The 13,450-nt window shown below is 73.7% G+C and carries 8 protein-coding genes and 2 pseudogenes; 5 read left to right on the top strand and 5 right to left on the bottom strand.

All coding sequences use genetic code 11. From position 1 onward, the window contains the following. Nucleotides 1-378 precede the first annotated feature (378 nt). The 5 genes and pseudogenes from ACFVYK_RS21225 to mtnA form a co-directional block, all read right to left on the bottom strand. A pseudogene (locus ACFVYK_RS21225) lies at nt 379-1,395 on the bottom strand (ComF family protein); the annotation flags it as partial. 362 nt (nt 1,396-1,757) lie between these two features. Continuing rightward, the gene (locus ACFVYK_RS21220) at nt 1,758-3,605 is read right to left on the bottom strand and encodes an LpqB family beta-propeller domain-containing protein (RefSeq protein WP_389776249.1); all 1,848 of its coding nucleotides are present in this window, start codon (nt 3,603-3,605) and stop codon (nt 1,758-1,760) included. Next, nucleotides 3,595-5,763, bottom strand: coding sequence for an MtrAB system histidine kinase MtrB (gene mtrB / locus ACFVYK_RS21215; RefSeq protein ID WP_389776157.1), 2,169 nt, complete (start codon nt 5,761-5,763; stop codon nt 3,595-3,597). The genes ACFVYK_RS21220 and mtrB overlap by 11 nt, the downstream gene beginning before the upstream one ends. A 1-nt stretch (nt 5,764) precedes the next feature. Continuing rightward, nucleotides 5,765-6,454: a two-component system response regulator MtrA gene (mtrA, locus tag ACFVYK_RS21210; RefSeq protein WP_187283109.1), complete on the bottom strand. Its 690-nt coding sequence runs from the start codon at nt 6,452-6,454 to the stop codon at nt 5,765-5,767. An 892-nt stretch (nt 6,455-7,346) separates the two neighbouring features. Beyond that, nucleotides 7,347-8,492, bottom strand: a complete 1,146-nt coding sequence (gene mtnA / locus ACFVYK_RS21205; protein ID WP_389776155.1) for an S-methyl-5-thioribose-1-phosphate isomerase — start codon at nt 8,490-8,492, stop codon at nt 7,347-7,349. 140 nt (nt 8,493-8,632) lie between these two features. On the opposite strand from mtnA, the gene ACFVYK_RS21200 reads away from it, so the two are divergent. The 5 genes and pseudogenes from ACFVYK_RS21200 to ACFVYK_RS21180 all read left to right on the top strand — a co-directional run. After that, a complete protein-coding gene (locus ACFVYK_RS21200; protein WP_389776153.1) occupies nt 8,633-10,030 on the top strand; it encodes a glycerophosphoryl diester phosphodiesterase membrane domain-containing protein in 1,398 nt (465 codons plus the stop codon). 97 nt (nt 10,031-10,127) lie between these two features. Continuing rightward, entirely contained in the window at nt 10,128-10,874 is a 747-nt protein-coding gene (locus ACFVYK_RS21195; protein WP_389776246.1) for a DUF4129 domain-containing protein, read from the top strand. After that, nucleotides 10,871-12,067 (top strand): DUF4350 domain-containing protein, encoded by a 1,197-nt coding sequence (locus ACFVYK_RS21190; RefSeq protein WP_389776150.1) that lies wholly within the window; start codon nt 10,871-10,873, stop codon nt 12,065-12,067. Before ACFVYK_RS21195 ends, ACFVYK_RS21190 begins: the two co-directional genes overlap by 4 nt. After that, nucleotides 12,067-13,056, top strand: a complete 990-nt coding sequence (locus ACFVYK_RS21185; protein WP_389776244.1) for an AAA family ATPase — start codon at nt 12,067-12,069, stop codon at nt 13,054-13,056. The genes ACFVYK_RS21190 and ACFVYK_RS21185 overlap by 1 nt, the downstream gene beginning before the upstream one ends. Then, a pseudogene (locus ACFVYK_RS21180) lies at nt 13,056-13,450 on the top strand (DUF58 domain-containing protein); the annotation flags it as partial. The gene ACFVYK_RS21185 and the pseudogene ACFVYK_RS21180, both read left to right, overlap by 1 nt.

The raw sequence follows: 13,450 nt of genomic DNA, 5'->3' as shown, positions 1-13,450 counted from the left end.
TATCTCGCCCGGACGGATGTCGTCACCCTCTACTGCGGCGTACCTCCGTTCAGGTGAATTGACTCTCTCATTACCTGCAACGACGCAAGTTCTCCATCAGTTCCGGTTTATTTCGAATGAGCTCGGCGCCGCGGCGACCACGGCCGCGCACACCACCTCACCCACCGCACCGCCCGAACCGGACGGCCGCGACGACCCCGACGGGGCGCCGCCCCTGACTCCTGCCCTCGCTCCGGACGACCTCACCTCTCTGCCTTCCCGAGTCACACCCCCGTACACGGCCCCGACGCCACCCCCACACAACTCGCCCTCCTCCTCCCCGACGTCCCCCACGGCCCCCGTACCCGCACCGCGACCGCCCATCCGCCCCGCCTGCGCGCTGTCCATCCGCCGCGCCTGCGCCGCGCCGTCCACCGGCCCCGACCGACCCGGTCGCCCCGGTCGCCCCACAGGCGCCGCACGCTCCCCCACCGACTGCCCCCGACCGGCCCACCCCGCAGGGCTCGTTGAAGCCGCACCGCCTTGATCCCCGCCTTCCCCGCCCGTCGCCGTCTCCGCCGCCGCCCGCGCCGCGCGTGCCGTCTCCGCCGCCGCCCGCACCGCGCGGGCCGTCTCCGTCGCCGCCCGCACCGCGCGGGCCGCCTCCGCCAGGGAGGCGCCCGTCGTCACGAGGTCGTCGACCAGCACCACCGGCGCGCCGCACAGCACCCGCACGCCCCCGGGCACGACGGCCAGCGCCCCCACCAGGTTGTCTTGCCGCTCCCGGGCGTCGAGCCCCGCCTGGTCGGCCACCGGCCGCCGCTGCCGCAGCACCGCGGCCACCCGCGCCGGCACCCCGGCCCGCCGCAGCTCCCCGGCCGCGGCGAGCGCGATACGCCGGGCCGGATCATGACCACGAGCCCGGACGACGGCACGCGCCGAGGGAACGGGGACCAGCAGGACGCCCCCGGGGCTTGCCAAGCCTCCAGGGCTTGCAAGGCCCCCAGGGCTCCCGCGACTTGCCAGGCCTCCGGGGTCGCCAGGGTTTCCGGGGCTTCCGGGGCTTCCGCCGGGTGGGGGCCCCTCCCCCTCCCCCACCCCCTCCACCCCCGCCTCCCGCAGCCCCGCCCGCACGGCTCCCGCGAGCGCCGCCCCCAGGGGGCGCGCGAGCGCCAGCGCGCCGCGTTCCTTGTGGGCCAGGAGCACCGCCCGTACCTCGTCCGCGTAGAGGGCCGCCGCGTGCACGGCGGGCAGCCCGGGCGGTTCGAGCACGGGCCGCACCCGGAACGGCACGGCCCCGCCCAGCGCCGTACGGCACTGTGGGCAGAGCACCGTACGTGCTCTTCCGCAGCCTCCGCACTCGGCGGGCAGCACCAGGCCGGTGAGTTCCTGCCACCACCTGCGAACGCCTTCCACGGGGATGACTGTGCCAGTGGGCGGGGTGGCTCACCAGCCCTGTGGAAAACCGCCTCGGAGGCCCTGGGGAAAACTTTCACGAACGCGCTGGAAGCCGTCGGGAAGGCGGTCTCGGCCGATCGGGCCGACAATGGAGTAACGCGGAAAACCAGAAAGCGCAAAAGGACAGGACGGCCCCACGGCGCACTCCCGGAACGGGAGCGGGCTGCGTGGGAGAGCGGTGGGGCCCGCCTGCGAGCCTCACCTCAAGCCCGCGCAACCCGGGCCACCCCCGCCACCGTCCCCGCGTCCCCCCGTCCCCGCGTTCCCCGTGCCCCCGTGCGCCTCGCAAAGGGCACATCCGTGACCGGCCGGGACAGTTGTCACCCCGGGTAGAACGCGACCGAGGCGATCTCCTTCAGGGTCCGCCATCCGCTTCCGCCGGGCAGCCAGAGCAGTCCCTCCTTGGAGGTCGCGAACAGCGGGATGTCGCTGTCCTCGGAAGCGGCGATGCTCGTGACCTCGGCGAGGCCCGGAAGAGTTCCCGCCTCGGGGAACGAGCCGTCGCAACTCACGTACTGCACCTGCTCCACACCGCCGGCCTCGCGCCCCACCACCACGAGCCGGCTGTCCCCGGCCCACGACATGGCCGTGACCTTCTCCAACTCCGGTGTCGCGGAACGCAGTTCCTGGACCGACATGGCCGGTCGCGTCCCGTCGCCGACGCCTCGTTCGATCCGCCCGATCAACAGGGTCTGCTTGCCGCCCTTGTCCACGACGAGCGCGATGCGCACCCCGTCCGCCGCCACCCGCACGGCGTTGATCCGGCCGTCGAGGCCCGGAGTGAGCACCCGCAGGGGCTCCCCGCCGCCCTTCTCCAGCAGGAGCAGCCGCGGCCCGGCGGGGTCGCGGTCGGCGACCCACAGGTTGCCGTGGGCGTCCCAGCTGGGGGTGGTGAGGCGGTCGGTCTCCGTCTTGCCCTTGCTCTCCAGGACGGGGTCGCCGACGGAGCTGCCGGAGAGGGTGGAGGTGACGTAGAGCGTCTTGCCGTCGAGGGCGACTCCGGCCGCGCTGTGCTCGTCGTGCGCCACGGCCACCGAGCGCAGTGCCTTGGCGCCGTCGCCGAACGGTCCGGGCACGGGGTCGGCCTTGGTGTCGCCGCTGCCGCTGGCCATCCGTGCGAGGCGGTGCTGGCCGTCGATGAAGTAGAGGTAGCCGGGGCTGTTCTGGGAGCCGCGGGAGGCGACGGTGGCGGCGCGTTCCTCGCTGAGGGAGCACAGCTGGGTTCGGCCCGCGCGCAGGGCGACCTCGTCGAGGGTGGGGTTCAGGCTCTTGAGGGAGAACAGGAGCTGGGCCGCCATCTCGTCGCACTTGCCCTGGCCGATGTGGGCGGCCTTGTCGTTCAGCGGCACGGTGAGCTTGTTCTGGTCGTCGGGCGTCAGCGAGGTGACTCCCTGGGGCAGGGCGGCGCCGGTGGGGAAGCTGGATCGGACGACGGGACGCAGCCAGCTGGTGGGTCCGGTGAGCACGGAGCGCACCATCTGGGTCATGGGATCGACCCGCTCGCGCACGTAGACGGGGTCGGCGACCGCCGTGGGCCGGCCCGCGGCGTCCGCCTTGGTGTTGGACGCGAAGTAGTACTTGTTGACGGAGACGTAGTTGCGCTGGAAGTCGGACTTGCCCATGACGACGCCGGTGGGCAGCGCGTCGATGCGCCACTGGCGGGTCTTCTTGTCGCGGGTGAGGTGGACCGGCTGGTCGTAGCCGCCGGAGGCGGGCGCGTAGGACTGCTGGGCGTCCACGGTGGCGACCCGGGTGCCGGTCAGGACGAACGAGAAGTCGTCGCCTCCCTCCCTGCTGCTGGCGGGGTCGGCCTCGGTGGCCGGGCCGTCCGCGAGGACCGTGGTGGACCGTTCGGGCTCCCATCTGCGGGCCGCCCGGTCGGTCAGGTACTGGCGGGCCGTGGAGTAGCCGGGGTCGTCGCTGGTGAGGGCCTCCAGGAAGCCCTGGACGATCTCGGCGGGCGGTGCGTCGTCCCGGGGCGGCATCGCGAAGACCCGTACCTGGGTGTCCTGGCGCGGGGTGGATTCGACGTCGCGCAGATCCCCGTTGTCGGGCATGGAGGCGCATCCCGTCAGCAGTAGGGCTCCGCAGGCGGCGTACGCCACCACGCGCCCCACTGCGCGCCCCGGCGTGCGCCGAGCCCCCCTCTCGCGCCCCTCAGCGCCCACGACGTGCCTCCCCTTGCTCATCCGCGCCCTCCGCCCCGGCGGGCGGCCGGGCGGGTGTCCCCCTCGACGCCGTGTGTGCGGCGTCGTCCGCCTGCCCCGGAGCGCCCGGGGCGCCGACGGTGTCCGTCCCGTCCGGGCTCCGGCCGTCTCCCGTCGTCCCGGGGGCGGGCGGTTCGTCCTGTTGGCGGGCGCCGCCGGAGCCCTGCGCGGGCCGGGACACCACGCGTGCGCCGTTGCCGGGCAGCGCCGTCGGGTCGGCCGTGGGGGTCGCCGTGCCCACGCGGGGCGTGAGCGGGGTCCGGGCGGCCGCGAGCTGTTCGGTGGCGGGCTGCACGGGGACCGTCGCGCTCTTCTGGCCGCCGCCGCGGGGCAGACCGGCGTCGTCGAGTTCTCCCCGGTTGCGGCGGGAGTCCTTGGGTTCCAGCGGTATCGGCGAGCCGCGCAGTGGTTCGTCGGCCGTCCGGGGCAGGGTCAGCCGGAACTGCGAGCCGCCGCCGGGCTCGCCCCAGGCCTGCAGCCATCCGCCGTGCAGCCGGGCGTCCTCCAGGGCGATGGACAGACCCAGGCCGGTGCCGCCGGTGGTCCGCGCGCGGGCCGGGTCGGCGCGCCAGAACCGGCTGAAGACGCGGGTGGCCTCGCCGGGCTTGAGCCCGACGCCGTAGTCGCGTACGGCGATCGCGACGGCTCCGCCCGCGGCGGCGAGTTTGACGATGACGTCCTTGCCCTCGCCGTGCTCGACGGCGTTGACGACCAGGTTGCGCAGCACGCGCTCCACGCGCCGGGCGTCGGCCTCGGCGACGACGGGCTGCTGGTCGCCGATGACGCGGACGGTCGTCCCCTTGCGCTCGGCGAGCGGCGCGGCCCCGCTGACGACGCGCCGTACGACCTCCCGCAGGTCGATCGGCTCGGCCTCCAGGGCTGCGGCGCCGGCGTCGAAGCGGCTGATCTCCAGGAGGTCGGCGAGCAGCGTCTCGAAGCGGTCGAGCTGGTCGGCGAGCAGCTCCGCGGACCGCGCGGTCACGGGGTCGAAGTCGACGCGGGCGTCGTGGATGACGTCCGCGGCCATACGGACGGTGGTCAGCGGGGTGCGCAGCTCGTGGGAGACGTCGGACACGAACCTGCGCTGCATGCGTGACAGGTCCTCCAGTTGCTGGATCTTCAGCTGGAGGTTCTGCGCCATCTTGTTGAAGGCTTCGCCGAGGCGGGCGATGTCGTCCTCACCGGTGACCTTCATGCGTTCCTGCAGTCGTCCGGCGGAGAGCCGTTCGGCGATCCCGGCGGCCATCCGCACGGGCGTGACGACCTGCCGCACGACGAGCCAGGCGATGGCTCCGAGGAGTACGACGACGAAGAGGCCGGCGGTGGCGAGGGTGCCCTTGACCAGGCTGAGCGACTTCTCCTCCTGGGTGAGCGGGAAGAGGTAGTACAGCTCGTAGGCCTCGCCGTTGGGGTCGTTGACCTGCTTGCCGATGACCAGCGCGGGCTGGGACTCCTTGTCGCTGAGGTAGATGATGCGGGAGTAGCTCTGCACGGCGCCGGTGCCGCGGTTGACGCGCTCGCGCAGATTCTCCGGGACGCTCTTGTTGGGGTCGACGAAGCCGGAGGCCCGCGGTCCGCGGCCGCCGCCGCTGTCGTCGACGGGGGGCAGGGTGACCACGTCGAAGGCGCCCTGTCCGCCGCTGGACAGCGACAGGACGAGCTCGCTCATCCACTCGGTGACGCTCGGCGAACCGCGGCCGCCCGCCGGGGTGCCGTCGGCTGCGCCGGTGCCGACTGCCTCGTCGGCCTTCTGCTTGGCCACCGCGAAACCGCCCGTCGCCTGGCTCTGGGACGCCCTGACCTTGGCGTCCAGCAGCCCGTTGCGCACCTGTCCGATGACGACGAAGCCCAGCAGCAGGACGACGCCGAGCGACATCAGCAGTGTCGTGGCGACGACCTTGAGCTGGATGTTGCGCCGCCACAGCCGCATGACGGGCAGCAGCGGCCGGCGCACCCAGCGCAGCAGCAGTCGCAGGACGGGGCTGTTGTGCACCCCGCCCCGCAGGGGGCCGCCTGCGAGGAGGCGGGCGAAGCGTGATCCCGGCGTGTCACGGCCGACAGGCCGCTCCGGACGGGCCCCGGACCGGCCGGGGGCCGAAGCGGCGCTGTCCCCGGTCATGTCAGCTGGGCCCCGCCTTGTATCCGACGCCACGGACGGTCACCACGATCTCCGGTCGCTCCGGGTCCTTCTCGACCTTGGAGCGCAGTCGCTGCACGTGCACGTTGACCAGGCGGGTGTCGGCGGCGTGCCGGTAGCCCCACACCTGCTCCAGGAGCACCTCGCGGGTGAACACCTGCCAGGGCTTGCGTGCGAGCGCGACCAGCAGGTCGAACTCCAGCGGGGTCAGCGCGATCGACTGTCCGTCCCGCTTCACGGAGTGACCGGCCACGTCGATGACGAGGTCGCCTATGGCGAGCTGTTCGGGCGCCGGCTCCTCCGACCTCCGCAGCCGGGCCCGGATGCGGGCGACCAGCTCCTTCGGCTTGAACGGCTTCACGATGTAGTCGTCGGCGCCGGACTCCAGCCCGACGACCACGTCGACGGTGTCGCTCTTTGCCGTGAGCATCACGATCGGCACTCCGGACTCCGCCCTGATCAGGCGGCACACCTCGATGCCGTCCCGTCCGGGCAGCATCAGGTCCAGCAGCACCAGATCGGGCTTCGCCTCACGGAAAGCAGCCAGCGCCTTGTCGCCGTCGGCTACGAAAGACGGCTCAAAACCTTCACCACGCAACACGATGCCGAGCATCTCGGCCAGTGCGGTGTCGTCGTCGACGACAAGGACTCGTCCCTTCATAAACGACATCATCCCATTCTCGTAACAGTGACAGAGGCGCTGGTGAGCAGGGTCACTGGCCCGTGACGATAGTCGTACGCGACCGTCACTGTCTGCCCCGGCCCTCCGACGTCGATGTCGGGGACGGATGTCGGCGACGATCAGCCGCGCCTTCCGGCCTCTCCCAGACGTCGTTGCACAGCCGATCCAGTCTGTCGCGGCAGGGCGCGCGGCACGAGCGGGACGCCGTCGATCGAGGCGGGGGCGTCTCGCGGAGCGGCGACCAGCACCGGGGACGACCGGCCTGCGTCTGGCCCTCGGAGCGACCATCCGCGTGGCCCGTCCGAGACCGGACGCCTTCCGACCGACTCCCGGCCCTCGACTCTCGAGTCCCGATCCCCGCGGCGGCGCTGCCGCCCGGCAGCCGGCCCATCAGTCACCGGGACCGGCGCTCCCGGCGGATGCCGTCGGCTACGGCATCCGCCGGGGTCCGATCCTCGGCCTCATGGGCGTCCTCGCCGGCCAGGGCAGCCAGCTCGCCCCCGCCGCCCCGGCCGTGCTCGCGTCCACGTTCGTCACCCCGCTGATCGGCGACTCGGTGCAGGCACCGCCGCTGTCCCCGCCCCACGACGGTCCCTGCCCCACAACGGTCCCGGGCGCACTCACCGTCGGACTCGGCACCGTCTACGAGAACGCTGTCCCGCGCCGACCCGAGCCACCCGAGCCACCCGCGCCACCCGCGCCGTCGCGCCGTCGCGCCGTCGCGCCAGAGCCTCACCGGATCCGCCGGGTCACGGGCTGCCGACGTGACGGCAGTCCAGCCACCCACGCCCGCCTGCGGCACAACGCCCCCATGGCACGGCGCACAGGGTGGTGGTGGGCTCCGGATTCCGCCGTCACACCGGCCGTTCCGATTTTCCGGCCGTCAGAGCCGCTCCGCGCCCTTGGGGGCCCTCTCGTACAGCTCGGCGAGCGCTTCCGCCGTCACGGGCGAGATCACTCCCTCCTCCGTGACGATCGCCGTCACCAGCTCCGGCGGCGTCACGTCGAACGCCGGGTTGTACGCCTGGGTTCCCAGGGGCGCCACCGGAACGCCACCACCCGCTCCGGTCATCGGCGCCTGGGGCGCGCCGACCTCCGTCACCTCGTACCCGGGACGCTGCTCGACCTCGATCGACGCCCCGTCAGGCGTCTGCTGATCCATCGTCGTCAAGGGCGCCACGACGATGAACGGCACGTGGTGGTAGCGCGCGAGCACCGCGAGCGGATAGGTGCCCACCTTGTTCGCCACCGACCCGTCGGCCGCGATGCGATCCGCTCCCACCAGCACGGCGTCCACCTCACCCGCCGCGAACAGCGAACCCGCCGCGTTGTCCGTCAGCAGCGTGTACCCCATGCCGTTGCGCGCCGCTTCGTACGCCGTCAGACGCGCTCCCTGCAGCAGCGGGCGGGTCTCGTCCACCCACAGCCGACGGAGCCGTCCGACCCGGTGCGCCGCGAGCGCCACCGCGAACGCGGTGCCTTCCCCACCCGAGACCAGGGCTCCGGTGTTGCAGTGGGTGAGGACGCGGTGTCCGCCTCCCGGCAGCAGCTCGTCGAGCAGCGCCAGCCCATGCTCGGCCATCCGGGCGCTCGCCTCGGCGTCCTCGCGATGGAGCTGCCGTGCGGCCGCAAGCGCTGCTCGGGCGCCCTGCGCGGGATCACCGCCGTCGGCGACCTCCGCCCGGTAGGCGGCCCGGGCCCGGCGCACGCCGACCGACAGGTTCACCGCGGTCGGCCGGGCCCCCTCCAGCGCGTCGGCGGCATCGTCCACGTCGAAGCCCCGCACGGCGGCGAGCGCGACGCCGTAGGCCCCCGCGATGCCGAGCAGCGGAGCCCCGCGCACGGCCAACGACCGGATCGCCTCCACCAGCGCGGACGCGTCGGTGCACACCAGCTCGACTTCCTCGGCCGGCAGTCTCGTCTGGTCGAGGAGAACCACCACGGGACCCTCTGGAGGCTCCTCCCAACGGATCGCGGGAATCTCGCTCGGCCGCTTGTCCTCGCCGGATTGCGCGTACTGATCAGCCATGTGATCAGTCTGCCCCCGATCCGGCGGACAATTGAAGGTGTGCACCGGATACCGCGGCCGGTCCACCGATCGGCCCCCCATGGCACGATGGCTCCCAACCTGCCGCCGCGACCGCGGACGGGCACCGTGAAGGAGCGACGATGAAAGACACTCCGGGCTGGGCCTCGCCCGGATCCGCCCCCTCCGACGGACAGGAGCCCGGCCCGTCCCGTGCCGCCGAGCCCGCCGACCGCCCCGACGGCGCCCAGCCCGCGGACCAGCCGGACGCCGAGTCGCAGAACCCCAGGCCGAAGTGGTCCAAGGAACAGCCGCCACCCGGTCAGTGGTCCGCGCCCGCAGGCCCCCGGCGTGCCGACCCGGCCCCGCCGCCCCCACCGCCTCCGCCGCCCGGCGCGGGCTGGGGCGGCTACCCGCCCGCCGGACCGGGCGGCGGTCACCCCGGCGGCCCCGCGGGCCCCGGCCCGCAGGGCGGTCACGGCGGCTACGGCGGCCCGCACGGTTACGGTCCCCCCGCCGGATGGGGAGGAGGCTGGGGCGGCCCGCCGCCGGCGGCCAAGCCCGGCGTCATCCCGCTGCGCCCCCTGGGCGTGGGCGAGATCCTCGACGGCGCCGTCGCCACCATGCGCACCTACTGGCGCACGGTTCTCGGCATCTCGCTGACCGTAGCGGTCATCACCGAGGTCGCCGTCGTCCTGCTGCAGGGCCTGATCCTGAACGGCTCCACCGACACCACCGCCCTCGGCGACCCCAGCGCCACCGTCGACGAGCAGCTCGACGCCATGGGCGACGCCCTGCGCGCCTCCGGGCCCATCCTCCTCATCACCCTGCTGGGCACCATCACCGCGACCGCCCTGCTGACGGCGGTCACCAGCCGGGCCGTGCTCGGCAAACCGGTCACCCTCAAGGAGGCCTGGCGCGACGCCCGCCCCCAGGTGCCCCGACTGTTCGGGCTGATCTTCCTGCTGGTGCTCATCGCCGCCGCAGCCGCCGCCGTGTGCCTGCTGCCGGGCATCCTGGTGAGCGCCGCCGGCGACGACGACGCGGGGGCCCCGCTGCAGGCCTTCGGGATTCTCGCCTCGCTCGTCCTCGTGCTGTGGCTGCTGGTCCGCTTCTCCCTCGCCTCGCCCTCGCTGATGCTGGAGAAGCAGGGCATCAAGAAGGCGCTCGGCCGCTCCGCGAAGCTCACCCGCGGCTCGTGGTGGCGCGTCTTCGGCATCCAGTCGCTCGCCCTGCTCATCGCGAACATCGTCTCGATGATCGTCGTCGTGCCGTTCGCCCTCCTCGGCGCCGCGCTGAGCGACGGGGGCGTCAGCGGCATGGTCGACGCGGGCGCCCAGTACGGGTGGACGTACCTGATCGTCAGCGGCATCGGCTCGATCATCGGCTCCATGATCACTTTCCCGATCGCGGCCGGCGTCATCGTGCTCCTCTACATCGACCAGCGCATCCGCCGCGAGGCCCTCGACCTCGACCTGGCCCGCGCCGCAGGCCTCCAGGGCTACGGATCCCCCGCTCCCGGCACCACCACGGGGAGCTGATGCGGTGAGCCTGACGGGGGGAGCACCGACCGTGCCGCGCCCGGGCAGCCTGCCCCCGCAGACGCTGCCCGGCATCGTCGACACCGCCTCGGCAGCCCTGTCCCGCGGCGCCGACACGGCTGTGACCGCCCTGCTACGGGCGGGCGACGGCGTGCTACCGACGCGGGCCCGTTCGGGCGACGAACCCCCCGTCACCGTCCCCCGCGGCCCCGCCCGGGAAGCGGCCCACCGCGAACTCTCCAAGGACCTGTACCACCAGAACGACCCGGGCCTCCTCCAGCGCGTCCTCGACGCCCTCTGGGACTGGATCGGGGACCTCTTCGGCACCGCCTCGGCCGCCGCCCCCGGCGGCACACTCGGCCTGCTCGTCATCGCCATGGCCGTCGTGGCCGTCGTCGCCGCCCTGTGGTGGCGCCTGGGCGCCCCCGGCCGCCGGCCCCCTTCCGCCGCCACCCTGTTCGACGACCGTCCCCGCAGTGCCGCCCGACACCGTGCGGCCGCCGAGGCGCACGCCGCCCAGGGCCACTGGAACCAGGCCCTGCAGGAACGGATGCGCGCTGTCGTCCGCTCGCTGGAGGAACGAGCCCTCCTCGACACCCGCCCCGGCCGCACGGCCGACGAGGCCGCAGCCGAAGCCGGCCGCGCCCTGCCCGCCCACAACGACCGACTGCGCACCGCCGCCCGCGACTTCGACGATGTGACGTACGGCGGCCGCCGGGCCACCGAGCAGACGTACCGGCGCATCGCCGAACTCGACCTCGACGTGGAACGCACCCGACCCCGGCTGACCGCGAGCAGCCCGCACGCCGCGGCCCACCCCGCCCGCCGCGGAGCCGCCGAATGACGACCGGGGCCACCCTCCCGACCACCTCGGCGTCCCCCACCGCGCACCAGCTGTGGACCCGCGCGCGCGGACTCACCCTCGCCTTCGTCCTGCTCCTCGCGGCGGCCGTCATCCTCGCCGTGCTCCGGTCCGACGCCCGCCACGGCGCCCTCGACCCGCGCTCCGCCGACCCCCACGGCAGCCGCGCCGTCACCGAACTCCTCGCCGACCACGGGGTGTCCACCCGCGTGGTCACCTCCCTGGCCGACGCCCGCGCCGCAGCCCGCCCCGACACCACGCTCCTGGTCGCCGCCCCCGACCTCCTGACGGAGGCTCAACAAAGGGAACTGCACTCGTCGATCGGCGGCTCCGGCGGCCGCGCCCTCCTCGTCGCCCCCGGCAGCCCCTCCGTGGACACCCTCGCCCCCGGCGTGAGCGCCGACCCGGCGAACAGCCGCGGCTCCGCACTCTCCCCCGACTGCGCACTGCCCGCCGCCCGCAGCGCCGGCACCGCGGAAACCGGCGGCACCCGCTACACCACCCGACGCCTCGACGCCGACGCGTGCTACCCCAGCGAGCGCCTGGCCACCCTGCTGCGCATCCCGGACGCCTCCGGCGACGGCGACACCGTCGTCCTCGGCGCGCCCGACATCCTCTACAACGAACGCCTCGACAAGCAGGGCAACGCCTCGCTCGCCCTGCAACTCCTCGGCTCCCGCGCCCATCTCGTCTGGTACCTCCCCTCGCTCTCCGACACCTCCACCACCACACCGGACGACGAGCAGGACTTCCTCGACCTGATCCCGTCCGGCTGGCTCTGGGGCACGCTGCAGCTCTTCATCGCGGCAGCCCTCGCCGCCCTCTGGCGAGCACGCCGACTCGGCCCGCTCGTGCCCGAAGATCTCCCCGTGGCGATCCGCGCCTCCGAAACCGTCGAAGGCCGCGCCCGCCTCTACCGCAAGGCAGCCGCCCGCGACCGCGCGGCCGCCGCTCTTCGCTCCACCACCCGCACCCGACTCGCCCCCCTCCTAGGCGTCCCCGTCACCCAGGCGCACGCGCCCGAGGCACTCCTGCCCGCCCTGTCCGCCCACCTCCACGGCGACGGACGGTCCCTGCACTCCCTCCTCTTCGGCCCGCCACCCGGCGACGAAGCGGCCCTCATCGCACTCGTCGACCAACTCGACGCCCTGGAAAGAGAGGTACGCCGTCCATGATGGACCCGACCACTGACAACGCCGGGAACACCGGGGACCCGGGCCGCGCCCGGGCCTCCCTGGAAGCCCTGCGCGCCGAGATCTCCAAGGCCGTGGTCGGCCAGGACCCCGCCGTGACAGGCCTCGTCGTCGCCCTCCTGTGCCGCGGACACGTCCTCCTCGAAGGAGTCCCCGGAGTGGCCAAGACACTGCTCGTGCGCACCCTCGCCTCCGCACTGGAACTCGACACCAAGCGCGTCCAGTTCACCCCCGACCTCATGCCGAGCGACATCACCGGCTCCCTGGTCTACGACGCCCGCACCGCCGAGTTCTCCTTCCAGCCCGGCCCGGTCTTCACCAACCTCCTCCTCGCCGACGAGATCAACCGCACCCCGCCCAAGACGCAGTCGTCCCTCCTCGAAGCCATGGAAGAACGCCAGGTCACCGTCGACGGCACCCCCCGCCCCCTCCCCGACCCGTTCCTGGTCGCCGCGACCCAGAACCCCGTCGAGTACGAGGGGACCTACCCCCTCCCCGAAGCCCAGCTGGACCGCTTCCTCCTCAAACTCACCATCCCGCTCCCCTCCCGCCAGGAGGAGATCGACGTCCTCACCCGCCACGCCGAGGGCTTCAACCCCCGCGACCTGCACGCCGCCGGCGTACGCCCCGTCGCGGGCCCCGCAGACCTCGAAGCAGCCCGCGCAGCAGTCGCCAAAACCACCATCTCCCCCGAGATCACGGCCTACGTGGTCGACATCTGCCGCGCCACCCGCACATCACCGTCACTCACCCTGGGCGTCTCCCCTCGCGGCGCGACCGCCCTCCTGGCCACCGCACGCGCCTGGGCATGGCTCACCGGCCGCGACTACGTCATCCCCGACGACGTGAAGGCCCTCGCCCTCCCCACCCTCCGCCACCGCGTACAACTCCGCCCGGAGGCCGAGATGGAAGGCGTCACCGCCGACTCGGTCATCGGCGCCGTCCTCGCCCACGTCCCCGTGCCCCGCTGATGGCCCTCACCGGACGCACCGCGCTGCTCGCGGCCCTCGGCTCACTGCCCGTCGGCATCTGGGACCCCAGCTGGACGGGCATCCTCGCCGTCAACGCACCTCTGGCCGTGGCCTGCGCCTGCGACTTCGCCCTGGCAGCCCCCGTCCGCCGACTCGGTCTGACCCGCTCCGGCGACACCACCGCCCGCCTCGGCGACCCGGCGGACATCACCCTCACCGTCACCAACCCCTCCCGCCGCCCCCTGCGCGCCCGGCTCCGGGACGCCTGGCCGCCCAGCAGCTGGCAACCGGGAACGGAAACCGAGGCGTCCCGCCACCGCCTGACGGTCCCCCCCGGCGAACGCCGCCGCATCACCACGCGCCTCCGCCCCACCCGCCGAGGCGACCACCGAAC

Origin of the sequence: Streptomyces sp. NPDC058291 (assembly GCF_042880855.1) — a bacterium.
GTDB lineage: Bacteria > Actinomycetota > Actinomycetes > Streptomycetales > Streptomycetaceae > Streptomyces.
Note: the sequence above shows the minus strand (reverse complement) of the source record. Positions and strands in the feature narration are given on the sequence as shown.